Annotated in this window: 24 protein-coding genes; 11 read left to right on the top strand and 13 right to left on the bottom strand. The window is 74.2% G+C overall.

All coding sequences use genetic code 11. The features are described 5' to 3' along the window. Positions 1-183: 183 nt before the first annotated feature. Both ACFWOG_RS23790 and tdh read right to left on the bottom strand, forming a co-directional pair. Positions 184-1,377: a glycine C-acetyltransferase gene (locus tag ACFWOG_RS23790; protein ID WP_355401129.1), complete on the bottom strand. Its 1,194-nt coding sequence runs from the start codon at positions 1,375-1,377 to the stop codon at positions 184-186. Positions 1,378-1,457: 80 nt separating this feature from the next. Then, entirely contained in the window at positions 1,458-2,486 is a 1,029-nt protein-coding gene (gene tdh / locus ACFWOG_RS23785) for an L-threonine 3-dehydrogenase (RefSeq protein WP_329952907.1), read from the bottom strand. A gap of 563 nt (positions 2,487-3,049) precedes the next feature. Here tdh and ACFWOG_RS23780 point away from each other — a divergent pair. Beyond that, a complete protein-coding gene (locus tag ACFWOG_RS23780) occupies positions 3,050-4,486 on the top strand; it encodes a serine hydrolase domain-containing protein (protein ID WP_380360832.1) in 1,437 nt (478 codons plus the stop codon). A gap of 97 nt (positions 4,487-4,583) precedes the next feature. Here ACFWOG_RS23780 and ACFWOG_RS23775 read toward each other — a convergent pair whose 3' ends face one another. Next, complete coding sequence (locus ACFWOG_RS23775) at positions 4,584-5,645, bottom strand: ATP-dependent DNA ligase (protein WP_329884078.1); 1,062 nt, start codon at positions 5,643-5,645, stop codon at positions 4,584-4,586. Positions 5,646-5,781: 136 nt separating this feature from the next. Here ACFWOG_RS23775 and ligD point away from each other — a divergent pair, with 136 nt between their 5' ends. Both ligD and ACFWOG_RS23765 read left to right on the top strand, forming a co-directional pair. Then, positions 5,782-6,798, top strand: coding sequence for a non-homologous end-joining DNA ligase (ligD, locus tag ACFWOG_RS23770; RefSeq protein ID WP_380360836.1), 1,017 nt, complete (start codon positions 5,782-5,784; stop codon positions 6,796-6,798). 310 nt (positions 6,799-7,108) lie between these two features. Continuing rightward, a complete protein-coding gene (locus ACFWOG_RS23765) occupies positions 7,109-7,972 on the top strand; it encodes an aminoglycoside phosphotransferase family protein (protein ID WP_380360830.1) in 864 nt (287 codons plus the stop codon). Between the two features lie 181 nt (positions 7,973-8,153). Here the strand turns inward: ACFWOG_RS23765 and ACFWOG_RS23760 are convergent, their stop codons facing one another. The 4 genes from ACFWOG_RS23760 to ACFWOG_RS23745 form a co-directional block, all read right to left on the bottom strand. Beyond that, the gene (locus ACFWOG_RS23760) at positions 8,154-8,357 is read right to left on the bottom strand and encodes a hypothetical protein (RefSeq protein WP_380360828.1); all 204 of its coding nucleotides are present in this window, start codon (positions 8,355-8,357) and stop codon (positions 8,154-8,156) included. A gap of 24 nt (positions 8,358-8,381) precedes the next feature. Beyond that, entirely contained in the window at positions 8,382-8,690 is a 309-nt protein-coding gene (locus ACFWOG_RS23755; RefSeq protein WP_380360826.1) for a hypothetical protein, read from the bottom strand. Positions 8,691-8,775: 85 nt separating this feature from the next. Beyond that, positions 8,776-9,450, bottom strand: a complete 675-nt coding sequence (locus ACFWOG_RS23750) for a hypothetical protein (RefSeq protein ID WP_380360824.1) — start codon at positions 9,448-9,450, stop codon at positions 8,776-8,778. A gap of 118 nt (positions 9,451-9,568) precedes the next feature. Continuing rightward, positions 9,569-10,765: an 8-amino-7-oxononanoate synthase gene (locus ACFWOG_RS23745; protein ID WP_380360822.1), complete on the bottom strand. Its 1,197-nt coding sequence runs from the start codon at positions 10,763-10,765 to the stop codon at positions 9,569-9,571. Between the two features lie 405 nt (positions 10,766-11,170). Between ACFWOG_RS23745 and ACFWOG_RS23740 the strand changes: the two genes are divergently transcribed. After that, positions 11,171-13,663 (top strand): DEAD/DEAH box helicase, encoded by a 2,493-nt coding sequence (locus ACFWOG_RS23740; RefSeq protein ID WP_380360834.1) that lies wholly within the window; start codon positions 11,171-11,173, stop codon positions 13,661-13,663. 136 nt (positions 13,664-13,799) lie between these two features. Here the strand turns inward: ACFWOG_RS23740 and ACFWOG_RS23735 are convergent, their stop codons facing one another. Beyond that, positions 13,800-14,636, bottom strand: coding sequence for a hypothetical protein (locus tag ACFWOG_RS23735; RefSeq protein ID WP_380360820.1), 837 nt, complete (start codon positions 14,634-14,636; stop codon positions 13,800-13,802). Positions 14,637-14,846: 210 nt separating this feature from the next. Between ACFWOG_RS23735 and bioB the strand changes: the two genes are divergently transcribed. The 5 genes from bioB (at position 14,847) to ACFWOG_RS23710 (ending at position 19,703) form a co-directional block, all read left to right on the top strand. Then, the gene (bioB, locus tag ACFWOG_RS23730; RefSeq protein WP_380360818.1) at positions 14,847-16,196 is read left to right on the top strand and encodes a biotin synthase BioB; all 1,350 of its coding nucleotides are present in this window, start codon (positions 14,847-14,849) and stop codon (positions 16,194-16,196) included. Positions 16,197-16,239: 43 nt separating this feature from the next. Then, positions 16,240-17,544, top strand: coding sequence for an adenosylmethionine--8-amino-7-oxononanoate transaminase (locus ACFWOG_RS23725; protein WP_329884094.1), 1,305 nt, complete (start codon positions 16,240-16,242; stop codon positions 17,542-17,544). Beyond that, on the top strand, positions 17,541-18,278 hold the full coding sequence (bioD, locus tag ACFWOG_RS23720) for a dethiobiotin synthase (RefSeq protein WP_380360815.1): 738 nt from the start codon (positions 17,541-17,543) through the stop codon (positions 18,276-18,278). The genes ACFWOG_RS23725 and bioD overlap by 4 nt, the downstream gene beginning before the upstream one ends. Positions 18,279-18,478: 200 nt before the next feature. Continuing rightward, the gene (locus ACFWOG_RS23715) at positions 18,479-18,922 is read left to right on the top strand and encodes a hypothetical protein (protein WP_329884096.1); all 444 of its coding nucleotides are present in this window, start codon (positions 18,479-18,481) and stop codon (positions 18,920-18,922) included. Positions 18,923-19,088: 166 nt separating this feature from the next. After that, positions 19,089-19,703 (top strand): hypothetical protein, encoded by a 615-nt coding sequence (locus ACFWOG_RS23710; protein ID WP_329952898.1) that lies wholly within the window; start codon positions 19,089-19,091, stop codon positions 19,701-19,703. Positions 19,704-19,764: 61 nt separating this feature from the next. Here ACFWOG_RS23710 and ACFWOG_RS23705 read toward each other — a convergent pair whose 3' ends face one another. Both ACFWOG_RS23705 and ACFWOG_RS23700 read right to left on the bottom strand, forming a co-directional pair. Further along, entirely contained in the window at positions 19,765-20,703 is a 939-nt protein-coding gene (locus ACFWOG_RS23705) for an aldo/keto reductase (RefSeq protein ID WP_329884100.1), read from the bottom strand. Between the two features lie 146 nt (positions 20,704-20,849). Next, the gene (locus ACFWOG_RS23700) at positions 20,850-21,191 is read right to left on the bottom strand and encodes a deoxyxylulose-5-phosphate synthase (protein WP_380360812.1); all 342 of its coding nucleotides are present in this window, start codon (positions 21,189-21,191) and stop codon (positions 20,850-20,852) included. 313 nt (positions 21,192-21,504) lie between these two features. Here ACFWOG_RS23700 and ACFWOG_RS23695 point away from each other — a divergent pair, with 313 nt between their 5' ends. Continuing rightward, positions 21,505-22,665 carry a N(5)-(carboxyethyl)ornithine synthase gene (locus ACFWOG_RS23695; RefSeq protein WP_329952896.1) on the top strand — a complete coding sequence of 387 codons (1,161 nt, stop codon included), beginning with the start codon at positions 21,505-21,507 and terminating at the stop codon, positions 22,663-22,665. Positions 22,666-22,788: 123 nt separating this feature from the next. Here ACFWOG_RS23695 and ACFWOG_RS23690 read toward each other — a convergent pair whose 3' ends face one another. From ACFWOG_RS23690 to ACFWOG_RS23680, 3 genes are all read right to left on the bottom strand, one after another. Then, positions 22,789-24,222, bottom strand: a complete 1,434-nt coding sequence (locus ACFWOG_RS23690; RefSeq protein WP_380360810.1) for a pyridoxal phosphate-dependent aminotransferase — start codon at positions 24,220-24,222, stop codon at positions 22,789-22,791. Positions 24,223-24,490: 268 nt separating this feature from the next. Next, positions 24,491-24,928 carry a GNAT family N-acetyltransferase gene (locus ACFWOG_RS23685; protein WP_380360808.1) on the bottom strand — a complete coding sequence of 146 codons (438 nt, stop codon included), beginning with the start codon at positions 24,926-24,928 and terminating at the stop codon, positions 24,491-24,493. A gap of 126 nt (positions 24,929-25,054) precedes the next feature. After that, on the bottom strand, positions 25,055-25,744 hold the full coding sequence (locus ACFWOG_RS23680; RefSeq protein WP_380360806.1) for a class I SAM-dependent methyltransferase: 690 nt from the start codon (positions 25,742-25,744) through the stop codon (positions 25,055-25,057). A 244-nt stretch (positions 25,745-25,988) separates the two neighbouring features. On the opposite strand from ACFWOG_RS23680, the gene ACFWOG_RS23675 reads away from it, so the two are divergent. After that, positions 25,989-26,756 carry an SDR family oxidoreductase gene (locus tag ACFWOG_RS23675; RefSeq protein ID WP_380360804.1) on the top strand — a complete coding sequence of 256 codons (768 nt, stop codon included), beginning with the start codon at positions 25,989-25,991 and terminating at the stop codon, positions 26,754-26,756. Positions 26,757-26,914 lie beyond the last annotated feature (158 nt).

Below are 26,914 nucleotides of genomic sequence, written 5' to 3'. Positions count from 1 at the left end.
GGGGGGGGGGGGGTTGGGGGGGGGGGGGGGCGGGGGGGGGGGGGGGGCGGGGCCGGCCCCCGCCGGGGGGGGGGATTCGGCCCCGGGGGCCCGGCCGGGTCCCGCGGGCAGGCCCCACGGGCGGTCAGCGGGGAGCCGGCCCGGACGGGGGCCGGCTCCGCGGGGTCCTCCCCCGCTGCCGGGCTACTTCCCCAGCGCGGCGCGCGCGTCGACGAAGGCGGCGACGGCGCGCTCGACGTCCTCGGTGGAGTGCGCGGCCGAGAGCTGCACCCGGATCCGGGCCTGGCCGTGCGGCACGACCGGGTACGAGAACCCGATCACGTACACGCCGCGCTCCAGCAGCAGCTCGGCGAGCCGGCCGGCCTCGGCCGCGTCGCCGATCATCACCGGGGCGATCGGGTGGTCGCCGGGCAGGATCTCGAAGCCGGCCTCGGTCATCTTCGACCGGAACAGCGCGGTGTTGGCCACCAGCCGCTCCCGCAGGTCGGTGGACTGCTCGACCAGGTCGAGCACCTTCAGCGAGGCGGCGGCGATGACCGGCGCGAGCGAGTTGGAGAACAGGTACGGCCGCGAGCGCTGGCGCAGCAGGGCGACGATCTCGCGGCGTGCGGCCACGTAACCGCCCGACGCTCCGCCGAGCGCCTTGCCGAGGGTGCCGGTGATGATGTCGACGCGGTCCATCACGCCGTGCAGCTCGGGGGTGCCGCGCCCGCCCGGGCCGACGAAGCCGACCGCGTGCGAGTCGTCGACCATGACCATCGCGTCGTAGCGGTCGGCCAGGTCGCAGATCTCCCGCAGCGGGGCGACGTAGCCGTCCATCGAGAACACGCCGTCGGTGACGATGAGGCGGCGGCGGGCGCCCTGGGCCTCCTTGAGCTGCTGCTCCAGGTCGGCCAGGTCACGGTTGGCGTAGCGGTGGCGGCGCGCCTTGCAGAGGCGGATGCCGTCGATGATGCTCGCGTGGTTGAGGGCGTCCGAGATGACCGCGTCGCGCTCGTCGAGCAGGGTCTCGAAGACGCCGCCGTTGGCGTCGAAGCAGGAGGAGTAGAGGATGGTGTCCTCCTGTCCGAGGAACGCGGAGAGGCGCTCCTCCAACTCCTTGTGGACGTCCTGGGTGCCGCAGATGAAGCGGACGGACGCCATGCCGTAGCCCCAGCGGTCGAGCGCGTCCTTGGCGGCGGCGATCACGTCCGGGTGGTCGGCGAGACCGAGGTAGTTGTTGGCGCAGAAGTTGAGCACCTCGCCGGGAGTGCCGCCGCCGGTGACGGTGACGGCGGCGCTCTGCGGGCTGCCGATCACCCGCTCCGGCTTGAAGAGGCCCGCCTCGCGGATCTCGTCGAGGGTGGCGGCCAGGTCGTCACGCACGTTGTCGATCACAGCAGACTCCTACACGAGTGAGCGAGGGCGAAGGGGGTCGCGGACGGTCTCGTCCGTTCCCGGGCGGGCTCGTCCGGTGGTCAGACGGTCCAGTCGAGGATGATCTTGCCGCAGCGGCCGCCGGCCGCCTCGTCGAACGCGGCCTCGAAGTCGGCGGCGGGGTACCGGCCGGTGATCACGGGGCTGAGGTCCAGCCCGCCCTCCAGCAGGACGGACATCGCGTACCAGGTCTCGAACATCTCGCGGCCGTAGATGCCCTTGATGGTGATCATCGAGGTCACGACGGAGGCCCAGTCGACCGGGAACTCCTCGGCGGGCAGGCCGAGCACGGCGATCTTCCCGCCGTGCGTCATGTTGGCGATCATCGACTGGAGCGCCTCGGGGCGGCCGGACATCTCCAGGCCGACGTCGAAGCCCTCGCGCAGGCCGAGCTTCTGCTGGCCCTCCTCGATGGTGTGCTCGGCGACGTTGAGCGCCAGCGAGACACCGACCTTGCGGGCGAGGTCGAGCCGGTAGGGCGAGACGTCGGTGATCATCACGTTGCGGGCGCCGGCGTGCTTGGCGACGGCGGCGGCCATGATGCCGATCGGACCGGCTCCGGTGATCAGCACGTCCTCGCCGACCAGCGGGAACGAGAGCGCGGTGTGGACGGCGTTGCCGAACGGGTCGAAGATCGCGGCGACGTCGAGGTCGACCGGCACCCGGTGCACCCAGACGTTGGAGGCGGGCAGCGCCACGTACTCGGCGAAGGCGCCGTCGCGGCCGACGCCCAGGCCCACGGTGTTGCGGCAGAGGTGGCGGCGGCCGGCCAGGCAGTTGCGGCACTTGCCGCAGACCAGGTGGCCCTCGCCGCTGACCAGGTCACCGACGGCGATGTCCGCGACGGCCGAGCCGATCTCGGCGACCTCGCCGACGAACTCGTGGCCGAGCACCAGCGGGGTCCTGATGGTCTGCTGCGCCCAGCCGTCCCACTTGCGGATGTGCAGGTCGGTACCGCAGATGCCGGTGCGCAGCACCTTGATGAGCACCTCACCGGGGCCGATCACCGGGGTGGGGACGTCCACCAGCCAGAGTCCGGGCTCGGCCTTCTGCTTGACGAGTGCCTTCACGGCGGTGGCTCCTGACGCACGGTGGGTGGCGGCCCGGTGTGGGCAGGCCGACGGGGCCCGGCGGGGAGTGGCGGTTCCTTGCAGGCTTCCAGGAGGTCCTGGTGTCCGCATTCCGGGCAGGCAGCAATCTGCCTGGTGAGAGGGGGTGCGGTCCATCGAGGAATTCTTAAGGGCCGCCACAGCTGGGCTAAACGATCGTGCCCGAGCTGGGGTCGGGGGCCCTCGCGGCATGCCGGTGGCCACTCGTACGGCGGAGCGCACGGGGTGGTCCTGCGGGGTCGCGGGGTGTCCCGCCGGGGTCGCGTCGCCCGGCGGTGGCGGTGGCCGACGGCGCGGGTGCGCGCGGCCGGGGCCGCGGGGAGGGCGGCGGCCGGCGGGATGGGGAGACGGCGCCCGTCCGCGAGCGGGACTGGGGCGTGCGGCTGAGCCTTGGGTCCGTTCGGGCCAGCGGGACGACCGCCGGCGCGCGGGCCCGCGGCGGCGCGCATACGGTGGCGATCGCTCCCCCAGGGGCCCGTGGAGCGCTGCTCCGGGTCCGTCCGGCCCAGAGAGGCGCCTCGAAGATGACGACGAATTCCGCGGCGAGTCCCCGCCCCCCGCGCCCCGCCCCCCAGCGGCGGCGCACCCGGTCGGCCCCGGCGGTGCTGGCGCTGGCCGGGCTGCTGGGCGCGGCCGGCTGTTCGGGCGGGGCGGCGTCCGATCCGCCCGCCGCGGGGGCGGTGACCGCCGTCCCGGCGGCGCTGAGCCCGTCGGCGTCGGCCTCCTCCTCCGGGCCGTCGGCGTCGGCGAGCTCCGGCGGGGCGGTGGTGCCGATCACCTCGGACGTCACGGCGCGGCTGGACACGGCCGTGCAGCGGGTGCTGCGGGAGGCCTCGATCCCCGGTGTGATCGTCAGCGTGTCGTCCCCGGGCGGCAACTACCTCAAGGCCTTCGGCGTCTCCGACAAGGTCGCGGGCACGCCGATGGTGACCGGTCTCAACATGCGGATCGGCAGCGAGACGAAGACCTTCACGGTCACCGGACTGCTCAAGCTGGTCGACCAGGGCAAGGCGGGCCTGGACGACCCGATCGGCACGTACGTGTCGGACGTGCCCAACGGCGACACGATCACGCTGCGCCAGCTCGCGGCCATGCAGAGCGGCCTCTTCTCGTACACCCAGGACGAGGAGTTCGTGCAGACCCTGGAGGCCGACCCGGACCGGGTGTTCACGCCCCAGCAGCTGCTCTCCTACGCGTTCAAGCATCCGGTGAACTTCGCGCCCGGCGCCAAGTTCGAGTACTCCAACACCAATACGGTGCTGCTGGGCCTGGTGATCGAGAAGCTCGGCGGGCAGCCGCTCGGGACGTTCCTGAAGCAGCAGGTGTTCGAACCGGCGGGCCTGGGCCGGACGGTGTTCCCGGTCGGCAGCGAGTTCCCGCAGCCGCACGCCCGCGGCTACACCAACCAGACGCCGAACGGGGCGATCGCGGACGCCACCGACTGGGACCCGTCCTGGGCCTGGGCCGCGGGGGCGATCATCTCGGACCAGGCGGACCTCCAGAAGTGGGCCAAGGTGGTGGCCACCGGAACGCTGCTGACCCCGCAGACGCAGGCGCAGCGGCTGAAGCCGCAGCCCTCGACGGTGCCCGACACCTGGTACGGGCTCGGGATCTTCTACGACCACGGGTGGATCGGGCACAACGGCTCGCTGCCGGGCTACCAGAGCGTGGTGGTCTACCTGCCGTCGGCGCAGACCTCGCTGGTGGTACTGCTGAACACCGACGTGTCGTTCCAGGGGCAGGAGCCGTCGACGCTGTTCGCGCAGGCCGTCACCGAGATCATCTCGCCCGCGAACGTCTACACGCTCCCGGCGGCGCCGGCCGGCTCGGGGTCCCCGTCCGCCACGTCGTCGGCGTCGTCGGCGTCCCCCTCCAAGTCCCCCTCGCCCTCGTCGGGGTCCCCGTCGTCGAAGTCGCCCTCGCCGTCCCCGAAGTCGCCCTCGTCGAACGCGAACGCCTGACCGGCGGGTCCTCCGTGCGCGGCGCTGGCCCGCACGGCCCGCACGGCCCCGCCCGAAGCCTGGGAATCCGGCTTCGGGCGGGGCCATCGAGGTCCGGTCAGATGCCCAGGACCTGCGCGAGGTCGTAGGAGACCGGTTCCTCCAGCTGCTCGTAGGTACAGCTCCCGGGGGTGCGGTCGGGGCGCCAGCGGCGGAACTGGGCGGTGTGCCGGAAGCGGGTGCCCTCCATGTGGTCGTAGCGGACCTCGGCGACGCGCTCCGGGCGCAGCGGCACCCAGGAGAGGTCCTTGCCGCCGGTCCACCGGCTCTGCGCGCCGGGCAGCCGGGCGTCCGCGTGGGCGGCCTCGTCGGCCCAGGCGCCCCAGGGGTGGGCGCCGGTGTCGGCCATCCGCAACGGGGCCAGCTCCTCGACGAGTTCGCGGCGGCGGGCCATCGGGAAGGCCGCACAGACGCCGACGTGCTGGAGGCGGCCGTCGGCGTCGTGCAGACCGAGCAGGAGGGAACCGACGATCGGGCCGCTCTTGTGTTCGCGGTAGCCGGCGACGACGCAGTCCGCGGTTCGCTCGTGCTTGATCTTGTACATGGCGCGCTCGCCCGGCCGGTAGGGCTGGTCGAGGGGCTTGGCGACGACGCCGTCCAGACCGGCGCCCTCGTACCGGGCGAACCAGGTGTCGGCGAGGTCGCGGTCCGTGGAGGCGGGGGCCGTGAAGACGGGGTCGGCGGCGTCGGCGAGGGCCGCCTCCAGGGCGGTGCGGCGCGCGGTGAGGGGCTCGTCGATCAGCGACCGGTCACCGAGGGCGAGCAGGTCGAAGGCGACGAAGGAGGCGGGGGTGCGTTCGGCGAGCAGGGCGACGCGGCTGGCGGCGGGGTGGATGCGTTCGAGGAGCTCCTCGAACCGGAGCCGGCCCTCGCGGGCGATGACCACCTCGCCGTCCAGCACGCAGCGCGGGGGTGTCTCACGGCGCAGCGCCTCGACGAGCTCGGGGAAGTAGCGGGTGAGCGGCTTGCCGGTGCGGCTGCCGAGCTCGATCTCGTCGCCGTCGCGGAAGACGACGGTGCGGAAGCCGTCCCACTTGGCCTCGTACTGCATTCCGGGCGGGATCTTCGCGACCGACTTGGCGAGCATCGGCGCGACCGGCGGCATGACGGGCAGGTCCATGGTCCCGATCCTCGCGCCGAAGGCCCGCCGCCGCGCGACGGCGGGCCCTGGACGGCGGGGCGGGGCACGTGGGCGGGGCCGCCTCGGGGCGCGCCGCGGGCGGGGCGCGCTTAGCGTGAGAGGCATGGGCTCTGCCGTGGAACTGGATGTCGCCGGGCGCAGTGTCCGGCTCTCGAACCCCGACAAGGTGTACTTCCCGGAGCGTGGCTTCACCAAGCTGGACGTCGCCGAGTACTACCTGGCGGTCGCGGACGGGGCGCTGCGCGGGCTGCGGGACCGGCCGACCACGCTCCAGCGGTTCCCGGACGGGGTCGAGGGCGAGTTCTTCTACCAGAAGCGGGCGCCGAAGGGCCTGCCGGACTGGCTGCCGACCGCCCGGATCGCCTTCCCGAGCGGGCGGTCGGCCGACGAGATCTGCCCGACCGAGCCCGCCGCCGTCCTCTGGGCGGCCAATCTGGGCTGTCTGACCTTCCACCCGTGGCCGGTGCGGCGCGGGGACACCGAACACGTCGACGAGCTGCGGATCGACCTGGACCCGCAACCGGGGACGGACTTCCGGGACGCGGCGCGGGTGGCGCACGAACTGCGGGCGGTGCTGGAGGAGCACGGGTTGCGCGGCTGGCCGAAGACCTCGGGCGGGCGCGGGCTTCACGTGTACGTGCCGCTGGTCCCGGAGTGGACGTTCACGGACGGGCGGCACGCGGTGATCGCGCTGGGCCGGGAGCTGGAACGGCGGCTTCCCGGCCGGGTGACGACGGCCTGGTGGAAGGAGGAGCGCGGCGAGCGGATCTTCGTCGACTACAACCAGATGGCGCGGGACCGCACCATCGCCTCCGCCTACTCGCTGCGCGCCCGGCCGCGGGCTACGGCGTCGACACCGCTGCGCTGGGACGAGGTGGACGACGCGCTGCCGGAGGACTTCGACCTGCGGACGGTGCCCGCCCGGTTCGCCGAAATCGGCGACCTGCAGGCGGAGATGGACGAGGAGGCGTTCCGGCTGGAGAGCCTGCTGGAGCTGTACGAGCGGCAGGTGACGGACGAGGGGCTGGGTGAACTGCCGTATCCGCCGGACCACCCGAAGGCGGCCGGGGAGCCGACCCGGGTCCAGCCGAGCCGGGCCCGGAAGAAGGCCGACGAGGAGCACCCGGCGTGATCGCGTAGGCTGTCGCGCCACGAAGATCACCCGGCCTCCGGCGGCTGCGCCCGCGGGTGCGGGCCGGGGTGCGGACGGGGCGGACGGGGCGGAAGGGCGTGGACGGGGTGGGCGTGCGGGGGCTGCGGCGGATCCTGGCGGACGCGGCGGGCGGGCTGCGCCCGCCGTCGGACGGAACGGTCCCGGTGGCCGACCGGGCACACCCCCGCGTGGTCACGGCCCGTGTCCGGGCGCTCCCGGCGTTCCCGGCGCTCCGGGCCGCCGGCCGACGGCCCGTCGGCGCCGAGGTACTGCCGGTCCCGGGGCGCCCGTGAGCGCGCTCGCGGTGCTCCCGGAGGAGGTGCGGGCCCGGCTGCTCGTCCGGTTCGGACCCGGCGCGGAGGCGTGGTGCGAGGAGCTTCCGGCGCTGGTCGCCGCCCTCGCGAAACGCTGGGGCCTGACGGTGCTGGCGGCCGGCGGGGGCGGCACGGCACGGGTCTTCCGGTGCGGGCGGGCGGCGGACGGCGCCGTCGTCCGGCTGAAGCTGACGCCGGACCCCGAGGTGGCGGCGCAGGAGGCGACGGCGCTGCGGGCGTGGTCGGGCTCGCCGTGGGTGGTGCGGCTGCTGGAGTACGACGCCCCGACGGGGGCGTTGCTGCTCGCGGACGTCGCGCCCGGCACGACGCTGCGCGAGCACGGGTGGCGCCCGGCCGAGGTGGCCGGGCTGCTGGCCGGCCTGCGGTCGGCGCCGGTGGACGGGGTGGCGCTGCCGTCGCTGGCCGAACGGGTGGACGTCCTCGTCGGGCTGACGGAGCGGCGCGCTCCCGGCGTGGTCCCGGCCGGGGCCCGGGAGCCCCTGCGGGAGCTGGCGGCGACCGGCCCCCGGGGCCTGGTGCACGGGGACCTGCACCCCTCCAACGTGCTGCTCGGCCCGGCCGGGCCGGTCGCGATCGACCCTCGCCCCTGCCTGGGCGACCCCGACTTCGACCTGGTCGACTGGGCGCTGGACGGGGTCACCGACGCCGCCGCGCTGTCCTCGCGGATCGGCGAGCTGACCGCACGGATCCCGGGCACCGACCCCGGGCGGGTACTGGCCTGGTGCCGCGCGGCCGCCGTGCTGACCGCGGCCCCCCGGACGGCCGCCGGCCGGCGGGACGCCGGGACGGCGTTCCTGCGGGAGCTGGGCGGGCTCTGACGGCACGGGCAACCGGCACCGGGCAACCGGGCAACCGGCACCGGGCAACCGGGCAACCGGGCAACCGGCACGGCGGCCGATCCGGTGACCCTCGTGGTGGCGCTCGGCGGGGACACGGCGGCACGTCCGGCTCCGCACCTCGAAGCCCGGCCCGGACCCGCCCGGCGCCCGGCGCCCGCCGCTACCGGCCGACGAGCGCGCCGACGAAGGCCGCGAACGCCCCGACCAGCAGGACGGCCGCGGCGATCCCCAGGCCGACCCGGAGCCGCTGCGAGCGGTCCAGCGGACGCAGCAGCTGATGGACCGCGACGAACCCGGCCACCGGGAGGGCCGCCAGGGCGAGCAGCAGGATGCTCAGCCAGAACAGCACGCCGGCGGCGCCCACGAGCCGGCACTCGCCGTCGCCCGTTCAGGAGACCTCGACGCGTTCACCGGTGGCGATCTTCCAGTCGATCCACGCGTGCTCGTTCGCCTGCCCGCCGCCGTCGGGGAAGAACGTCCCCCGGCAGTCACCGGTCGTGCCCTGGGCGGGCCGGGCGGGATCGGTGCGCAGGCACCGGTCGGCGACCAGCTCGCCGCGCGTCCCGGCGACCGCGGTGGCGTAGGCCAGTCCCTCCCCCGCCGTCACCGCGCCCCAGCCGCCGAGTCCGAGCAGGGCCAGCACCGCCACGACCGGCACCAGCGCTCTGCCCGGCCCGCGTCGGATGTCCGGATCCATTCCCGCCCCCTGCCGTTCGGTCCGGCGAGCCGTTCTCACCGCCCCTCGGCTGGGACGCGGGAACGGCGCGGCCGGTTCGGCCGTGTCAGGCGCTTCCTCTACCGGTCAGCAGGCAGCAGAGGCAGGACAGCCCGAGCATCACGCCGACGCCGACGGAGGCCGGCGTGAAGAGGCGGTCGGCGAGCGGTTCGGCGACGGCCCAGACGATCAGGAAGGCACCTGCGGGCACCGCCGCCAGCCCGCCCAGCAGCACGAAGAGCCACCACGCCGTGGCCCTGAAGCCGGACTCGTGGCACTCCCCCGCTCCGCACCGCACCTGGACGGGGCCCGCGCTGTCCGTCGGGTTCTCGTTCAGGGCGTAGCGGTAGGTGGATTCACCGTCGGCCGGGTCGAACCGCCCGTCGCAGCCGCCCGGCGGGAGGTGCTCCCTCTGGTATTCGGAGAGTTCGGCCTCGGGCAGGCAGACGCCGCGCATGTACCAGCCCCGCTCACCGGTGGCGCCGACCGAGTAGCCGAGGTGCGGGACGGTGGCCGAGGCGGCCAGCCAGGCGAGCCAGAAGAGCCCCATGGCCACCGCGACCAGGGCGAGCCTTCCGAGGAAGCGGCGCGCCCGGTGCCGCGGCCCCTCGGGCCAGGCCGGCACGGCATCCCGGACCTCGGCGCTCTTCGGCTCCGCCTCGCGCGGCTCCGCACCGCGGGCACCGGTGCCGCCCGGCCCGGTGCCGTCCTCGTCGTGGACCGCCTCACCGTTCGTGGTCATCCGCCCCGCCCGTCCCGCGCCCGTCCGTACCCGCCCGTGCCGTGCCGTGCCGTGCCGTGCCGTGCCGTGCCGTGCCGTGCCGTGGGTCAGGACGCCGGTCGGGTGGCGGCGGTTGCGGTCAGCCGGCGAGCGCGGCGCCCTCCGGGGCGCACGAGGCGATGATCCCGACCGCTTCGGCGATCTGAATGTCCGTCAGGTCGCCGCGGGCGGTCAGCCGCAGCCGGGAGATCCCGTCGGGGACGGAGGGCGGGCGGAAGCAGCCGACGGCGAGGCCCGCGCGGCGGCAGTCGGCGGCCCAGACGACGGCGGCCTCGGGGCCGGGCGCGCGGACGGACACCACGGCGGCGTCCGGGCGGGAGGCGTGCAGCCCGGCGGCCGCGAGCCGGGCGGCGAGCGTGCGGGCGACCTCGCGGGCACGGTCGGCGCGGTGCGGTTCCGCGCGCAGCAGCCGCAGCGCGCCGAGGGCGGCGCCGACGGCGGCGGGGGCGAGGCCGGTGTCGAAGATGAAGGTGCGGGCCGTCTCGGTGAGGTGGCGGATCACCCGGCGGGGGCCGAGGACGGCGCCGCCCTGGGAGCCGAGCGACTTGGAGAGGGTGACGGTGGCGACCACATCCGGGGCTCCCGCGAGATCGGCGGCGGCGAGGGCGCCGGCACCGCCGGGCCCGAGGACGCCGAGCCCGTGGGCGTCGTCGACCAGCAGCGCAGCGCCGGACGACCGTGCCGCGAGGGCGAGTTCGGGCAGCCGGGCGGCGTTGCCGTCGACCGAGAAGACCGAGTCGGTGACGACCAGGGCCCGCCGCCGGGTGCGTTCGGCGAGGACGGCGGCGACGGCGGCGGGGTCGCTGTGCGGGGCGCGGTGGACGTCGGCCCGGGCGAGCCGGCAGCCGTCGATCAGCGAGGCGTGGTTGTACGCGTCGGAGACGATGAGGGTGTCCGGGTCGGTGAGCGCGGTGAGCGCGGCCAGATTGGCGGTGTACCCGGAGGAGAACACGAGGGCGGCCTCGACACCGCAGAAGTCGGCCAGCTCGCCCTCCAGTTCGGTGTGCAGGGCGGTGGTGCCGGTGACCAGGCGGGAGCCGGTGGCACCGCCGCCCCAGCGCAGCGCGGCGTCGGCGGCGGCCCGGGTGACGGCGGGGTGCCGGGTGAGTCCGAGGTAGTCGTTGCCGGCGAGGTCGAGCACCGGGTCCTCGGCGGGCCGGCTGCGCAGCGTCCGGGTGAGCCCGGCCCGGGCGCGCTGCTCGGCCGTCTCGTCGAGCCAGTCGAAGACGGCGGCGGGGGCGACGACGGGCGCCTCGGGCGCAGAGGGGTGGACCATGGTCGGCACTCTGGCACGCCCCGCGCGCACCGGGCAATGTGCGTCTGCGCACACGCCCGGCCCTTTCCTTCGCCCTCGATTCGACGGAATTCGGGAAACGAATTCCTCGAAATTGCCCGGTGATTCCGGAATACGGTGCGGCGAGACCGGCCGGGTGGCCGGCCGGGTTCCCTTCGTGGTCCCGCCTCGGTCCTTTCGCGTTCCGGTCGCCGCCCGGCCCTCTCCCCGTACGGTGGCGGCCACGGCCCGGCCGGGCCCGAGGTCGTTCACGGGCAGGCCCCCGGACACGCCGCCGCCCCCCTCCCCGCAGGCGGCCGGCCGCTCCTGCCGGGAGCCCGCGGGGCGCGGCCTTTGCCGGGGGCGGCGACGAGCAGGCAAGATAGCCGGGTGACCCTCCTAGATCTGATGCCGAAGCCCGCCACGCCCGACGCGCTGTACGAGACGTTCGCCGCCTGGGCGGAGGAGCGCGGGATCTCGCTGTACCCGGCGCAGGAGGAGGCGCTGATCGAGCTGGTGTCGGGGAACAACGTGATCCTGGCGACGCCGACCGGGTCGGGCAAGAGCCTGGTGGCGGCGGGTGCGCACTTCGCCGCGCTGGCGGAGGGGAAGCGGACGTTCTACACCGCGCCGATCAAGGCACTGGTGTCGGAGAAGTTCTTCGACCTGTGCAAGATGTTCGGCACCGAGCAGGTCGGCATGATGACGGGCGACGCGTCGGTGAACCCGACCGCGCCGATCATCTGTTGTACCGCGGAGGTGCTGGCACAGATCGCGCTGCGCGACGGACGCCTGGCCGACGTCGGCCAGGTGGTCATGGACGAGTTCCACTTCTACGCGGAGCCGGACCGCGGCTGGGCCTGGCAGATCCCCCTGCTGGAGCTGCCGCAGGCGCAGTTCCTGCTGATGTCGGCGACGCTCGGCGACGTACGGCGCTTCGAGGAGGACCTGAACCGCCGGACCGGCCGCCCGACCACCGTGGTCCGCAACACGACCCGCCCGGTGCCGCTGTTCTACGAGTACCGGCGCACCCCCATGCACGACACGCTGGAGGAGCTGCTGAAGACCGGCCAGGCGCCGGTCTACGTCGTGCACTTCACGCAGAAGGAGGCGGTGGAGCGGGCGCAGTCGCTGATGAGCATCAACATGTGCTCGAAGGCGGAGAAGGACGCCATCGCCGCGCTGATCGGCAACTTCCGGTTCACCACCAAGTTCGGCCGCAACCTGTCCCGGTTCGTACGGCACGGCATCGGCGTGCACCACGCCGGCATGCTGCCGAAGTACCGGCGACTGGTCGAACGCCTCGCCCAGGCAGGCCTGTTGAAGGTCATCTGCGGGACGGACACGCTGGGCGTGGGCGTCAACGTGCCGATCCGCACGGTGCTGTTCACCGCGCTCTCCAAGTACGACGGCCAGCGGGTGCGGATGCTGCGGGCGCGGGAGTTCCACCAGATCGCCGGGCGCGCCGGGCGGGCCGGGTTCGACACGGTGGGCCAGGTGGTGGCGCAGGCCCCCGAGCACGTCATCGAGAACGACAAGGCCGTCGCCAAGGCGGGCGACGACCCGAAGAAGAAGCGCAAGATCGTCCGGAAGAAGGCGCCGGAGGGGTTCGTCGGCTGGTCCGAGGAGACCTTCGAGAAGCTGATCTCCGCCGACCCCGAGCCGCTGGTCTCGCGGTTCAAGGTGACCCACGCGATGCTGCTCTCGGTGATCGGCCGGCCGGGCAACGCCTTCGAGGCGATGCGCACGCTGCTCACCGACAACCACGAGGACCGCTCCGCCCAGCGCCGGCACATCCGCACCGCCATCGCCATCTACCGCTCGCTGCTGGAGGGCGGCGTGGTCGAGCGGCTTCCGGAACCGGACTCGGAGGGCCGGATCGTCCGGCTCACCCTGGACCTCCAGGAGAACTTCGCGCTCAACCAGCCGCTCTCGACGTTCGCGCTGGCGTCCTTCGAGCTGCTCGACCCGACCTCGCCCTCGCACGCGATGGACGTGGTGTCGGTCGTCGAGGCGACGCTCGACGACCCGCGCCAGATCCTCGCCGCGCAGCAGAACAAGGCGCGCGGGGAGGCCGTCGGCGAGATGAAGCGCGACGGCATCGAGTACGAGGAGCGGATGGAGCGGCTCCAGGAGATCACCTACCCGAAGCCGCTGGAGGAACTGCTCACCCACGCCTACGAGGTGTACCAGCGGGCGCACCCGTGGATCGGCGACCACCGGCTCCAGCCGAAGTCGGTGGTCCGCGACCTGTACGAGCGGGCGATGACCTTCTCGGACTACGTCGGCTTCTACGAGCTGGCCCGCACCGAGGGCATCGTGCTGCGGTACCTGGCGGGCGCGTACAAGGCGCTGGAGCAGACCGTCCCCGAGGACGTGAAGACCGACGACCTGAAGGACATCATCGCCTGGCTGGGCGAGCTGGTCCGCCAGGTCGACTCCAGCCTGCTGGACGAGTGGGAGCAGCTGGCCAACCCGACCGACCCGCAGTCGGCCGAGGTGGCGCTGGACGACAAGCCGGCGCCGGTGACGGCCAACGCCCGGGCGTTCCGGGTCCTGGTGCGCAACGAGATGTTCCGCCGTGTGGAGCTGTGCGCGCTGGAGCACTACGACGCGCTGGCCGAGCTGGACGGCGAGTACGGCTGGGACGCGGACCGCTGGGCGGACGCCATGGACGGGTACTGGGACGAGTACGACGACCTGGGCACCGGGCCGAACGCGCGCGGGCCGAAGATGCTGCTGATCGAGGAGGCGGACTCGTCCTGGCGGGTCCGGCAGATCTTCGACGACCCGGAGGGCGACCACGACTGGGGCATCAGCGCCGAGGTCGACCTCTACGGGTCCGACGAGGAGGGCCGGGCGGTGCTGCGGATCACCTCGGTGGACCGGCTGGGCGGCTGACGGCCCGCCGGCCCCGGTGCGGGTCCGGGCCCGCTCAGGGCCGGGCCCGGCGATCAGGACGGCGGCAGCGGCATCCTGACACCGCGTCGGAAAGGGGCGGGCGGAGTGCACTCCGCCCGCCCCGTCGCATGCGGCGCTACATCCAGACGAAGGGCGCGCCGGCCGTGGCGGAGAGCGCCCGGGTCGCCTCGTCGAGCATCTGCTCGACGCTGGGGGAGCCGGTGGACGGCACCGGCAGCGGGGTGCCGGCGGAGGCGGAGGGGGCCGGCGAGGCCGCGTGGGCGTCGACCGGCCGCGAGCTGGTGACCGTCACGTAGTGGCCGACCAGCTCGACCCGCGGATCGCCGCCGGGCCGGGCCGCGCCGGCGGCCTGGGCGGGCGCGGCGGAGGCGTCGGGGAGGACGAAGGCCACCGAGCCGGGCTTGGCGCGCAGCGCCTCCGCGGCTCTGGCGGCGGAGGCGGCGTCCGCGAACCGCAGCAGGGTGACGCTGCTGAGCACCGGCTTCTCCTGGCCGGCGAAGCTGACGGCGAGGTAGCCGCGGCAGCCGCCGTCGCGCAGGAGGTCCAGGGTGCGGTCCTGGAGCACCTCGGTGCAGTTGTCGCCCCGGCGGGCGCCGGAGCGCTTGCCCTTGTAACCGCCCGCCTCGATCAACCGCTGGGCGGGGAAGTAGGCGTCGACGTCCAGGGCTTCGGGGTCGGCGACCGCGCGCGGCGCGTCCCCGACGACCGGTGGCGACTTGGTCGCGTCCTTGCTGGACGGACCGAGCCCGGGTATGAAGTCGCCGGGCGTCGGGCTGGTGATGACCCATCCTCCGGCCGCCACCACGCCGATCACCACGACCCAGCCGACGACCCGGCGGGCGGTCACTCTCCTGGCCCGGTACGCCCCGACGGGCCGTTCGGACGTCTGGCCTACCGGTCGTTCCGCCGGTCGTTCCGCGGGTGACGGGGCGTGCTCCCCCTGCGTGGTCATGGCGCCGATTGTATGCAGGTCACGCGTGGTGGAGATCACTGGGGCGGGCTCCGGCGGCCGTCGCGCGACGCCCCGACCCGGCCCCGCACCCGACGTGACCTGCACCACTACCGTGAGCTTCGACACTGTGACAACTCGCACATCCTCCCCGGGATCTTCTGGTGGGTTTCCTCTGGCGTCTCTCGCGGGCCAGGAGGCAGGATCAGGCCCATGGATCTGCTCGATACCCTCACCGCCAAGGGCCTGCGTGGGGAGACCCCTACCCGCGAGGAGGCGCTGGCCGTCCTCGCCACCACCGACGACGACCTGCTGGACGTGGTCGCGGCCGCCGGGCGGGTGCGCCGGCGGTGGTTCGGCCGCCGGGTCAAGCTCAACTACCTGGTGAACCTCAAGAGCGGGCTCTGCCCGGAGGACTGCTCGTACTGCTCGCAGCGGCTGGGCTCCAAGGCCGGGATCCTCAAGTACACCTGGCTGAAGCCGGGCCAGGCCGCCGAGGCCGCGAAGGCCGGAGTGAGCGGCGGCGCCAAGCGCGTCTGCCTGGTGGCGAGCGGGCGCGGTCCGACGGACCGTGACATCGACCGGGTCACCGACACCATCACCGCCATCAAGGACGCCGACCCCTCGGTGGAGGTGTGCGCCTGTCTGGGCCTGCTCTCCGACAACCAGGCCGAGCGGCTGAAGGCGGCCGGCGCCGACGCCTACAACCACAACCTCAACACCTCCGAGGGCACGTACGGCGCCATCACCACCACCCACACGTACGCCGACCGGGTCGACACCGTGCGGAAGGCGCACGGTGCGGGCCTGTCCGCCTGCTCGGGCCTGATCGCCGGCATGGGCGAGAGCGACGAGGACCTGGTGGACGTCGTCTTCGCGCTGCGCGAGCTGGGCTCGGACTCGGTGCCCGTGAACTTCCTGATCCCGTTCGAGGGCACCCCGCTGGCCAAGGAGTGGAACCTCACCCCGCAGCGCTGCCTGCGCATCCTGTCGATGGTCCGGTTCGTCAACCCGGACACCGAGGTGCGGATCGCCGGCGGTCGCGAGGTGCACCTGCGAACCCTGCAGCCGCTGGGCCTGCACGTCGCGAACTCCATCTTCCTGGGCGACTACCTGACCAGCGAGGGGCAGGCCGGGCAGGCCGACCTCGACATGATCCGGGACTCCGGCTTCGAGGTGGAGGGCATGGGCGAGGCCACCCTGCCCCGGCACCGGGCGGACGCCCTCGCGGGCGGCGGCTGCGGCACCGGCGCGGCCACCGGCGGAGGCTGCGGCAGCGGCGCGGCGTCCGACACGCCGGCCGACGCCGCGGACGCCCCGTCGGGCGGGCCGTGCGGGACGGGCGGCGGCTGCGGCCCGTGCGGAGGACACGGCGGGCACGCCGGACACGGCGGGACGCTCGACGCGGAGCCCGCGGCGGCGGCCGAGGCGCCCGGGCTCGACGAGCCGGCCGAGCTCGTCGAGGTCGCCGGGCCGGCCGGTGGGAGCGGCGACGAGTCGCGCACCGACCTCGTCCGGGTCCGCCGTCGTGGCGCCGGCACCGAGCTCGCGCCCAACGCCTGATCACCCGCCGCACGGAACGGAACGGTACGGAAGTAGACCCCTCATGGCCCAGCTGTCCACGGACACCCTCCTCGCGCTCGACCGGGCGCACGTCTGGCACCCCTACGGACCGATGCCCGGCACCGCCACCCCGTACGTCGTGGAGTCGGCGTCCGGCGTCCGGCTCACGCTGGCCGCGCCGGTCGCGGGCGGCCACCGCGAACTGATCGACGGCATGTCGTCCTGGTGGGCGGCGATCCACGGGTACGGCCACCCGGTGCTGGACGAGGCGGTGCGCGGACAGCTGGGCCGGATGAGCCACGTCATGTTCGGCGGGCTCACCCACGAACCGGCCGTCCGGCTGGCCGCCACGCTGGTGGAGATCACTCCGGAACCCCTGCAGCACGTCTTCCTCGCCGACTCCGGCTCGGTGGCCGTCGAGGTCGCGATGAAGATGTGCCTGCAGTACTGGCAGTCCGTCGGCCGGCCCGAGAAGCGCCGGCTGCTCACCTGGCGCGGCGGCTACCACGGCGACACCTTCCACCCCATGTCGGTCTGCGACCCCCAGGGCGGCATGCACCACCTGTGGGGCGGGGTGCTGCCCGGCCAGCTCTTCGCGGCGCAGCCGCCGGCCGGCTTCGACGCCCCGCTCGACGACGCCTACGTGCAGTCCTTCGACGAGCTGATGGAGCGTCACGCGGGCGAGCTCGCGGCGGTGATCGTCGAGCCGGTGGTGCAGGGCGCGGGCGGGATGCGGTTCCACTCCCCCGCCTACCTGCGGATGCTGCGCGAACTCTGCGACCGGCACGGGGTGTTGCTGGTCTTCGACGAGATCGCCACCGGGTTCGGCCGCAGCGGTGCGCTGTTCGCGGCCGACCACGCGGGCGTCTCCCCGGACGTGATGTGCCTGGGCAAGGCGATGACGGGCGGCTACCTCACCATGGCGGCGGCGCTGTGCACGGCGGAGATCGCCGACGGGATCAGCCGGGGCGAGATGCCGGTGCTGGCCCACGGCCCGACGTTCATGGGCAACCCGCTGGCGGCGGCCGTCGCGAACGCCTCGATCGACCTGCTGCTCGGACAGGACTGGCAGACGGAGGTCAAGCGCCTCGAAGCCGGCCTGCGGGACGGCCTGGCGGACGCGGCCGGGCTGCCGGGCGTCCACGAGGTGCGGGTGCTCGGTGCGATCGGCGTCGTGCAGCTGGACCACCCGGTGGACATGGCGGCGGCGACCGAGGCCGCCGCCCGGGAGGGCGTCTGGCTGCGCCCGTTCCGGGACCTCATCTACACCATGCCGCCGTACGTGACCGGCGACGAGGACGTGGCGCGGATCGCCGCGGCCGTCACGGCGGCGGCGGTGGCGGGATGAGCGCCCGGATCGTGTTCGTGACCGGGACGGGCACCGAGGTCGGCAAGACCGTGACCACGGCCGCCGTCGCCGCGGCGGCGCTGCGGGCCGGGCTGCGGGTCGCGGTGCTGAAACCCGGGCAGACCGGCGTCGCGCCGGGGGAGGCCGGCGACGTCGAGGAGGTCGCCCGACTGGCCGGCGGTCCGCTGACGCTCCGTGAACTCAGCCGCTACCCCGAGCCGTTGGCGCCGGACACGGCGGCTCGACGGGCGGGTCTGCCGTACCTGGCGGCGGAGGACGTCGCGAGGGCGGTGGCCGAACTGGCCGACCGGCACGACCTGGTGCTGGTGGAGGGGGCAGGCGGCCTGCTGGTCCGCTACGACGGGCAGGGCCGGACCCTGGCCGACCAGGCGCAGGCGGTGCGCGGCCTCGGGCTGCCGGCCGAGGTGCTGCTGGTGGCGACGGCCGGTCTCGGCACGCTCAACACCACCGCGCTCACGGCGGAGGCACTCGCCGCGCGCGGCCTGCCGCTGCTCGGTGTGGTGGTCGGCGCCTGGCCCCGCTCGCCCGGCCTCGCCGACCGCTGCAACCTCGCCGACCTGCCCCGCGCCGCCGCCGCCCCGCTGCTCGGTGCGCTGCCCGAACGGGCCGCCGGCGCGGAGGACTTCCCCGCCGTGGCGGCCGCCTCGCTCGCCCCCGGGCTGTACGGCCGGTGGGACGCGGCCGGGTTCACCGCGGAGCACGGCGCCGGCTGAGCGCCGGCTTTGCGCCGGCCGGGGCGTGGGCCGGGGCGCAGGGCTCTGGCCTCGCGCCCCGGCCCGTGGCCGGCCTCCTCCCGGGGGCCGGTCACCACCGTGCGCGCGCCGGGGCGGGAACGCGATGGTATTCGCTCGAACGGGTGAGATCCCGGCACCACCCGGTCCGCTGCGCGACAGGCCTCAATACCGTTCTCCGCATGACGGATGGCCTGATGGTGGACGAGGCCCTGCGGGCCCTCGCCGCGCTCGAAGCGGCGTGGAAGGACGACGACGAGGCACTGGCCGCGCTGGCCACCCGGGGACCGGCCGAACAACCGCTCGCCGCGCTCGTCGCGGCGTACGGCGAGCACGCCGTGGACACGCTGATGGCGCTGGCGTTCGGACTGCGGTCGAGCATGACCGACGAGGAGCTGGCGGAGCTGAGCGACGCCGTCAGCTCCAACATCGGGGCCCGGATGAGCGCCCTGCTCACCCAGACCCTGCGCGCCTGGGGCGAGACCGCCGGCGACGACCTCGACGTGGTCAAGGTGATCGCGCACGCGGTGATCGACGCGATGCGGGCGGTCACGGAGGAGCCGAGCAAGACGGACGTCCTCCCCCTGCTCGCCACCTTCCGCACGTACGCGCTCAGCAATCCCTGACGGGCCCCGACAGGTCACCGCCGGACGGACGGCGCACCTGGCCGGCCGGCGCGCCGTCCTACCGGCCCGTCCGCCTACCCGTCCGCCTACCCGCCGGCCGGCCCGGGGGCCGTCTCGGGGGCCGTCTCGGGCGGGCTGTGCGGATACCACCTGATTGAATGACGGTATGCACGATCTCCTGCTCCGTCTGCCCGACATCCCCGCGCTCCGCGACCGGTGCCGGGCCCTGGCCATGCTCGACGCCGTCCTCAGCCCCGACTGGGGCGACCGGTACTACTCCTTCGACGCGCACTGGGGCGAGGGCGAGGAGATGGCCTCGATGCGCAACGGGCAGGGCGACGACTGGTTCATGGTCTTCTCGGCGGCCGGCGTGTACGCCCGCGGCCTCGACCACGAGGCGCCCAACGCGCCGCACCTGCTGGCGGAGGTGCCCGAGTCCTTCCGGTCGTACGTCGACGAGCCGGCGTTCGCCGACTCCGAGGGCCGGCCGGACCTCACCGTCTGCTTCTGGCGGGAGAGCGGGGACACCCGCTGGCAGGCCCCGCAGACCGCCCCCACCGGCGGTGTGGAGCTCTTCGGACTGCTGGCCGACGGCACGGCCACCGCGTACCGGGCGTGGGCCGAGGACTACTACGAGCCCGAGCACGAGCCGGACCTCGCCGCCGTCGAGCACGTCCTGGCGCTCCGTCCGCTCACCGGAGCCGTCGTGTCCGCCCTCAATCCGGAGACGGACCTGGGCGACATCGCCGACGACATCGCCGGGATCGGCTACCCGGCCTGAACCCGGGTGGCCGGACCGCCCCGGCGGCCCGGCGGCGACCGGACCGCCTGGGCTGCCCCGGCTACAGCGCGGCCTCGTCCAGACGGCGGCGCTGCTCCTCGGACAGGGTCACGTCGAGGGCACCGAGCACCTCGTCGAGCTGGGCGATCCCGCTCACCCCGACCAGCGGCAGGATCCGCGGCTCGTGGTCGAGCAGCCAGCTGAGCGCCACCTGGTTGACGGTGGCACCGGACTGCTCGGCGACCTCGCGCAGGGCGGCGAGCCGCCTCGGCGTGCCCGGGTGGTCGTAGGCGGCGCCGATCTCCACCTCGGGGCGGGTGAGGCCGCCGGAGAGGAGCGGGCTGTACGCCCAGAGCCGGAGGTCTCCCTCGGAGCGGACGTAGTCGAGGAGTTCGGACGTCACGTGGACGTGCGCCGAGGAGAGCAGCGGCACGTCGAACCGCGGCTGGAGGTACGAGTAGCGGTACTGGAGGTGGCTGTACCGCGGCTGCGCGCCGGCCAGCGCCCGTGCCCGCTCCACCCGCCAGACCGCGTGGTTGCTGGCGCCGACGGCCCCCGCCTTGCCGGACGTCACGAGGTCGGCGAAGGTCTCCACGGTCTCGGCGAGCGGGACGGACCGGTCCTCGATGTGGCTCCAGTACACGTCCACGTGATCGGTGCCGAGGCGGCGCAGGCTGCCCTCGATACCGGCCCGGACCGCCTTCTCCGAGAGCCCTTCGGCCGCCTCCAGCCCGGCCCCCGGAACGGACGGACGGGCGCCCACCTTGGTGCTGATGACGACCCGGTCGCGGGCGTTGCGGTCGGCCAGCCAGCGGCCGATGACCTCCTCGCTCTCGTCCCCGGTCGCGCCGTCGAGCCAGAAGGCGTAGTTGTTGGCGGTGTCGAGGACGGTCCCGCCCGCCTCGACGAACCGGTCCAGGATCCGGAACGAGGTCTCCTCGTCGACGATCGTGCCGAAGCCCAACGTGCCCAACACAATGGTGCGCTGAGGAACAGTCATGGATGAGCCTTCCGTAGTGGTCTGGACCATCCAAGACCGAATCACGATCACCCGCAACCGCTTATCCCCCGGCTCCGCACGGCCGGTCGCCGCGATCGGCTCGGCGCCGGACGGGCCGGGGAGTCCGGCCCCCGGCTACGGGCGGGCTACGGGCGGGGGGCCGGGACCTCCGGGCGGACGAGGGCCCGCGCGAACGGCTCGCCGCTGCGGCGCGCGTACGTCATGCGCTCCTTCACCTCGTGGAGGGTGCGGGGGCGGTAACCGGGGCCGCCGCAGCAGCTCTTGTGGAAGCGGACGCCCGCGTGGAGCAGCACCGCGAGCGTCCGCCAGCCGGCGGCGTCACGCCTGCGCGGGGCCGCGAAGGCGGAGCCCGCGTGGACCATCGGGCCGGCGCAGCGCGGGCAGACCCGACCGCGGTCACGGTCGTAGGGCTGCTTGTACGAGGCCCGGCAGGGCAGGCAGACGTAGGAGGTCTTGGCGTGGGCCATTCCGCCAGCGTAGGGGCGCCCGGGCACGGCGATCGACCGGTTTTCCACGCGGCGGCCCGGCCTCCGTCCAGGACGTCGCGGGCACGAGTGCGGTGCCGAAGGGGCGGTGCCGGGCGGTGCCGGAGGGGCGGTGCCGAAGGAAAAGGTCGAACACCCGGCTGCCGGGCCGCGAAGCGGAGGGGACCGCCTCCGAGCAGGGCGGACCGCCCCGCCCGCGGGGGGTGCCCACGGCACCGGCCGAGCCCCCGGACCCTCCGGCCGGTCCGGTGACGTGCGGAACTGTGCTAGACCTTGGGTAATCAAAGGGGCCCACGTGCACCAGCTCAACCTCGGAGTCATGGCACAGTCGCGCAAAGAGAACGAGCGCCGACTGCCGATTCATCCCTCACACTTCGAGCGGATCGACCCCGACCTCCAGGGGCGCATCTTCCTTGAACACGGCTACGCCGAAGGTTTCGGCGTCCCGGACGAACAACTGGCGCCACTGGTCGCCGGCTTCCGCTCACGCGAGCAACTGCTCGCCGAATGCGGCGTCATCCTGCTGGCCAAACCGCAGGCGGCGGAACTCGTGGAGTTCCGCGACGGACAGGTCCTCTGGGGCTGGCCGCACTGCGTCCAGGACGAGGAACTCACGCAGATCGCCATCGACCGCCGGTTGACCCTGATCGCCTTCGAGGCGATGAACCACTGGACCAACGACGGCTCGTTCAACCTGCACGTCTTCCACAAGAACAACGAGCTTGCCGGGTACTCCTCGGTGCTGCACGCCCTCCAGCTCACCGGCTCGACCGGTGACTACGGCCGCCGTCTGCGGGCCGTGGTCCTGGGCTTCGGCGCGACGGCCCGGGGTGCGGTGACGGCGCTCAGCGCGCTCGGCGTGCACGACGTCGACGTGCTCACCCAGCGCGGGGTGACGGCGGTCAGCTCACCGATCCACTCCACGCGGATCGTGCAGTTCGACCGCGACGAGAACGACGACCGGCGCAGCTTCGTGCTGTCCGAGGACGGCCGGGTGCCACTGGCCGGGTTCCTCGCCGAGCACGACATCATCATCAACTGCGTCCTGCAGGACACCGCCGCTCCGCTGACCTTCCTCGACGAGGAGGATCTCGGACTGCTGGCACCCGGCACCCTCATCGTCGACGTGTCCTGCGACGAGGGGATGGGCTTCAGCTGGGCCCGTCCCACGTCCTTCACGGAGCCGACGTTCCAGGTCGGCGACAACGTCCGGTACTACGGCGTCGACCACAGCCCGTCCTACCTGTGGAACTCGGCGACCTGGGAGAACAGCGAGGCGCTGCTGCCCTTCCTGCGAGCGGTGCTCGCCGGTCCGGAGGCGTGGAGCTCCAACGAGACCCTGCGGCGCGCGATCGAGATCCGCGACGGAGTCGTCCAGAACCCGAGCATCCTGGCCTTCCAGCACCGCTCGGCGGACTATCCGCACCAGTCCCTGGGGCTGTCGGCCGCCGCCTGACGCGACTCGCCCCCGCCGGCTCCCGGGAACCCGCCCGGGCACCGCCCGCCGTCCCGTCGACGAAGGGCTTCGGCCGGCCCCGGAGGCCCCGTCCTCCGGGGCCGGCCGGCCGCCGTGCGCCGGCTACCCCGGGGTGACCAGCTTGCTCAGCGCGAGGCCGATCCGGTCCACGGCCTCACCGACCTCCTCGGGCTGCCGGGCGGTGAAACAGAGCCGGAAGAACCCCGGGGCGGGGCTGTGCATCGTGCCGCCGGGGAGGAGGGAGACCTCCGTGGGAGGGCCGGCCAGGTGGTTGAAGAGCCACAGCTCGTCCCGGTCCAGCCCGCTGCCGGCCGTGACCGGCAGCGGGGCGTCGCCGTGCGCGCCCTCCGGCGGGCGCTTGCCGAGGTACTCCTGGAGGTCGAGCCAGAAGAACTGGGCCGGGTTGTCACCGTCCAGGTACACGAACTCGATGTCGTTGGCGACCAGCCGGTCCTTCACCTTCTCGAAGCTCCCGCTCAGCAGCTCGCGGTAGCGCCGCATCGCGTAGTCGGTGTACAGCTCCGAGCCGGCGCCGTTCACCGTGCTCGACAGGAGCGAGCCGATCACGTAGTGCTTCAGCGAGTCGAAGGGCGTGAACCAGGACAGCGGGTGCTTCTTCTCCTCGATGCCCGTCGTGCCCAGCATCGCCCGCTGCACCGGCCCGTACTTGGAGACCAGGAAGCCCGTCCGGAACCCCGACAGCCCGAAGTCCTTGGCGAAGCCCCACACCACGTGGATCCGCTCGGGGTTCCGCCGGTAGGCGTCCAGGGCCACCGCGCTGGTGAACGGGATCCGGCCGCCGTCGACCTGCGAGTGGGAGTAGATCTCGTCGGAGACGATGTGCAGGTCGGTCTCGTCGATCGCCCAGGTGTAGATCTCCTCCAGCAGTTCCTTGCCGTAGTTGACGCCCAGCGGGTTGTGCGGGTTCGTCAGCACCAGCAGCCTCGGCTGCCGGGCGGTCTGCCGCTCGTACTCCCGGAACCGCTCCTTGATCAGGTCCAGCGTCAGCCGGAACCGCCCGGGGCCCTCCGTCGGCAGGTCCACCGGGACGCAGGTGAGCCTGGGCCGCTGTTCGAACGACCAGTTGAACCCCTGCCAGTACGGCGCCGGCAGCAGCACGGCGTCCCCCTCGACCAGCGGCGGCGGGCCGGGCTCGCCGGGCCTCGGTGCGTCCTGGAGCGCGAAGGCGAGGCACTCCAGCGCCGAGGCGACGCCCGCCGTCCCGAAGACGTCCCCCGCCGCCACCGGGGCGTCCCACGCCTTGGCGAGCAGCGCCGCCACCTGCCCCCGCAGTTCCGGCGTGCCGTACGCGGACATGTAGTGGATGTACGGCTCGGGGAGCAGGGCGGTGTGGTCGAACACCGCCTTCTGCATCGAGTCGTCGTAGACGAGGACGTTCTCCGCCACGGAGAGGTCGACGGCGGAGTCGGGCGCCAGGTGGCGGTGGTAGAAGGCGAGTGCCTGCTCGAAGTCGGGGATGCGCGCGAGCAGCTCGGCGGCCTCGTTCGGGCCGGTGGGGGTGACGGGGGTGGTCATGGTGGGGAGCACTCCTCCGGGTCGGCCGGATTCGCCGGATTCGCCCGCCGGTCACGGAACGTGGCGACATCGGCATGGTTCGCATACGGATAGTGTCAGCGCACCACGCCCCCGAGACCCCCGCCAGCGATCGGCACCCATCCGGCGACGGCTGGCGGCCGGCGGCACCCGTCACGCCGGGACGACCCGTACCCGACCCGGCATCGACCCGGCCCCGGCGGAGGTCGCGCGAAGGTCGGGCCGACGTCAGGCCGGCGTCGGGGCGAGGTCAGGCCGACGCCAGCGGCTTCGCCCAGCGGGTCCACTGCGGCTGCGGCCCGTACCCCGCGGCCTGCCAGGTCCGGTGGCCGAGGAGGTTCTCGTCCAGCACCATCGCGTCGGCCCGCCGCCCGCCGAGAGCGGCGAAGCGCTCCTCCGCGGCGGCCAGCAGGGCGGCGCCGATGCCCCGGCGACGATGATCCGGGTCGACGGCCAGACGGTAGAGGTGACAGCGCCAGCCGTCCCACCCGGCGATCACCGTGCCGAGCAGGACGGCCGGATCGTCCACCCGTACCGCGACGATCAGGCACTCCGGGTCGCGGGCCAGCAGCGCGGCCACCCCGGCCGCGTCGTCGGTGATGCTGGTGCCCTTCGCCGCGCGGGCCCAGAGGGCGAGTACGGCGGGGATCTCGTCGGGGGTGGCGGTGCGCAGCGCGTGGTCGGTCATGCCGCCGTGTCTACCAGGGCGTTCGCACGCGCCGCCGGGAATTCCGCGGAGCGGAACGGTCCCCGGCCGACCGCAGCAGACCCGCAGCAGGCCCCCGGCGGGGCGGGAGGCGGGGCGGGGCGGCCCTCAGCCGCCCGCCAGCGACCACACGGTGGTGGTCTTCAGCGCCGCGTCCTCCAGGTCCGCGACCACCGGGACCTCGTACTCGGCCAGCTCGGTGAACCGTCCGCGCGGCAGGTAGGCACGGCCCGGGTCGCCCACGATCACCACCGCGCCCCGGGCCCGGGCGCGCTCCAGGAAGGGCAGGAAGCGGGCCGCCATCGCCCGCTCGTAGAAGACGTCCCCGGCGAGCACCACCTCGGCCGGGGCGCCGTCGCCGTCCAGCAGGTCCGCGAACGCCGCGTCCACCCGGACGCCGTTCGCCTCGGCGTTGACCCCGATCGCGGCGACCGCGTACGCGTCGATCTCGGCCGCCCGCACCGAGGCGGCCCCGCGCAGCGCCGCCGCGATCCCGACCAGCCCGGAGCCGGCCGCGAGGTCCAACACCGTCCGGCCGTCGACCAGTTCCGGGTGGTCCAGCACGTAGCGGGCCACGCCGACCCCGCCCGCCCAGGCGAACGCCCAGAACGGCGGCGGCAGTCCGCGCTCGCCCCGCGCGTCCTCGGTCGTCTCCCAGAGCGCGATGGCGTCCTCCGCCATGTGCAGGTTCACCTCCGGCACGAACGGCACGGGTCGGACCACCGTCTCGCGGCGCACAAACTCCCGGTCCGACCGGGCAGTTGCGGCGGACTCGGCCGGTCGCGTCTCGTTCAGCATGCGTGCAGCATAGAGCCCGTGACCAGGTGCTCCGCCCACCCGACCACTCGGACGGCCCCGGCCGCGCCCGGTCCGCGCCCCGGCCCGCGCCCCGGCCCGTGTCCCGGACACCGGTCCGCGAGGTGCTCCCGCTCCGTGTCCCGGACGGCCGAAAGACGACCCGCGGACCCGGCCGAACGGCCCCGCACAACGGGTAGGTACTCCGCGTGGTCGGCACGGGGCCGGCCGGAGACGGGGGTCGGCGATGTCGGACAAAGCGCTCACGGGCAAAGCTCTCGGGGGCAAGGCGGCGGTCGTCACGGGCGGCTCGCGCGGGATCGGGCGGGCCGTCGTCGAACGGCTGACCGCGGACGGGGCGGACGTCGTGTTCGCGTACGCGGGCAACGAGGCGGCCGCGGCCGAGGTGGTCCGCACGGTGCGGGCCAACGGTTCCGGCCGGGCGCACGCGGTACGGGTCGACCTGGGCGAGCCCGACGGCGCGGAGCGGCTGATGACCGAGGCCGAGGAGCACCTCGGCGGGCTGGACATCCTCGTCAACAACGCGGCGCTCACCTTCACCAGGGCCACGCTCGCCGAGACCGACCCGGCCGACTTCGACGCCGTCCTGGCCGTCAGCGCGCGCGCCGTCTTCCTGACCCTCCGCTACGCGGCCCGGCGGATGCGCGACAACGGGCGGATCGTCAACATCTCCAGCCTGAACACCCGCCGCCCCACCGACGGCATCGCCGCCTACCTCGCCGGCAAGGGCGCCCTCGAACAGCTGACGGCCGCCGCCGCCCTCGAACTCGGCCCGCGCGGCATCACCGCCAACACCGTCTCCCCCGGTCCGGTCGAGACGGACCTGCTGCGCGCCGTCAACCCGCCCCACGCCCTGGAGGTGGTGGCCGGGCTGACGCCGCTGCGGCGGCTCGGGCAGCCGTCGGACATCGCGGACGTGGTGGCCTTCCTGGCCGGACCGGACGGGCGGTGGGTCTCCGGGCAGAACCTGGGGGCCACCGGCGGACTCGGCTGACGGGGTGACGGGGGCCGCAGGCCCCGGCGCGCCGGGGCCGCCCGGGCCCGGCGTGGCCCGGGTGGTCCGGCCCGCCGGGAGGGGCCGGGCCACCCGGGCCGCGCGCCGCCACCGACGCGGTGCCGGCCGGCACGCGACCGGCCGCGTGCCCCGAGAGG

Origin of the sequence: Kitasatospora sp. NPDC058406, assembly GCF_042722765.1 — a bacterium.
Lineage (GTDB): Bacteria > Actinomycetota > Actinomycetes > Streptomycetales > Streptomycetaceae > Kitasatospora.
The sequence above is the reverse complement of the archived record's forward strand: the minus strand, read 5'-3'. Positions and strand labels throughout refer to the sequence as shown.

What these genes read in the sequence shown, in the direction of transcription:
- bioD (WP_380360815.1), top strand. Translation starts at nt 17,541, where the DNA reads ATGAGCGCCCGGATCGTGTTCGTGACCGGGACGGGCACCGAGGTCGGC.
- ACFWOG_RS23710 (WP_329952898.1), top strand. Translation starts at nt 19,089, where the DNA reads ATGCACGATCTCCTGCTCCGTCTGCCCGACATCCCCGCGCTCCGCGAC.
- ACFWOG_RS23685 (WP_380360808.1), bottom strand. Translation starts at nt 24,928, where the DNA reads ATGACCGACCACGCGCTGCGCACCGCCACCCCCGACGAGATCCCCGCC.
- ACFWOG_RS23780 (WP_380360832.1), top strand. Translation starts at nt 3,050, where the DNA reads ATGACGACGAATTCCGCGGCGAGTCCCCGCCCCCCGCGCCCCGCCCCC.
- ACFWOG_RS23775 (WP_329884078.1), bottom strand. Translation starts at nt 5,645, where the DNA reads ATGGACCTGCCCGTCATGCCGCCGGTCGCGCCGATGCTCGCCAAGTCG.
- ACFWOG_RS23705 (WP_329884100.1), bottom strand. Translation starts at nt 20,703, where the DNA reads ATGACTGTTCCTCAGCGCACCATTGTGTTGGGCACGTTGGGCTTCGGC.
- ACFWOG_RS23675 (WP_380360804.1), top strand. Translation starts at nt 25,989, where the DNA reads ATGTCGGACAAAGCGCTCACGGGCAAAGCTCTCGGGGGCAAGGCGGCG.
- ACFWOG_RS23715 (WP_329884096.1), top strand. Translation starts at nt 18,479, where the DNA reads ATGACGGATGGCCTGATGGTGGACGAGGCCCTGCGGGCCCTCGCCGCG.
- ACFWOG_RS23735 (WP_380360820.1), bottom strand. Translation starts at nt 14,636, where the DNA reads ATGACCACGCAGGGGGAGCACGCCCCGTCACCCGCGGAACGACCGGCG.
- bioB (WP_380360818.1), top strand. Translation starts at nt 14,847, where the DNA reads ATGGATCTGCTCGATACCCTCACCGCCAAGGGCCTGCGTGGGGAGACC.
- ACFWOG_RS23700 (WP_380360812.1), bottom strand. Translation starts at nt 21,191, where the DNA reads ATGGCCCACGCCAAGACCTCCTACGTCTGCCTGCCCTGCCGGGCCTCG.
- ACFWOG_RS23750 (WP_380360824.1), bottom strand. Translation starts at nt 9,450, where the DNA reads ATGACCACGAACGGTGAGGCGGTCCACGACGAGGACGGCACCGGGCCG.
- ACFWOG_RS23755 (WP_380360826.1), bottom strand. Translation starts at nt 8,690, where the DNA reads ATGGATCCGGACATCCGACGCGGGCCGGGCAGAGCGCTGGTGCCGGTC.
- ACFWOG_RS23740 (WP_380360834.1), top strand. Translation starts at nt 11,171, where the DNA reads ATGCCGAAGCCCGCCACGCCCGACGCGCTGTACGAGACGTTCGCCGCC.
- ACFWOG_RS23745 (WP_380360822.1), bottom strand. Translation starts at nt 10,765, where the DNA reads ATGGTCCACCCCTCTGCGCCCGAGGCGCCCGTCGTCGCCCCCGCCGCC.
- ACFWOG_RS23680 (WP_380360806.1), bottom strand. Translation starts at nt 25,744, where the DNA reads ATGCTGAACGAGACGCGACCGGCCGAGTCCGCCGCAACTGCCCGGTCG.
- ACFWOG_RS23690 (WP_380360810.1), bottom strand. Translation starts at nt 24,222, where the DNA reads ATGACCACCCCCGTCACCCCCACCGGCCCGAACGAGGCCGCCGAGCTG.
- ACFWOG_RS23725 (WP_329884094.1), top strand. Translation starts at nt 16,240, where the DNA reads ATGGCCCAGCTGTCCACGGACACCCTCCTCGCGCTCGACCGGGCGCAC.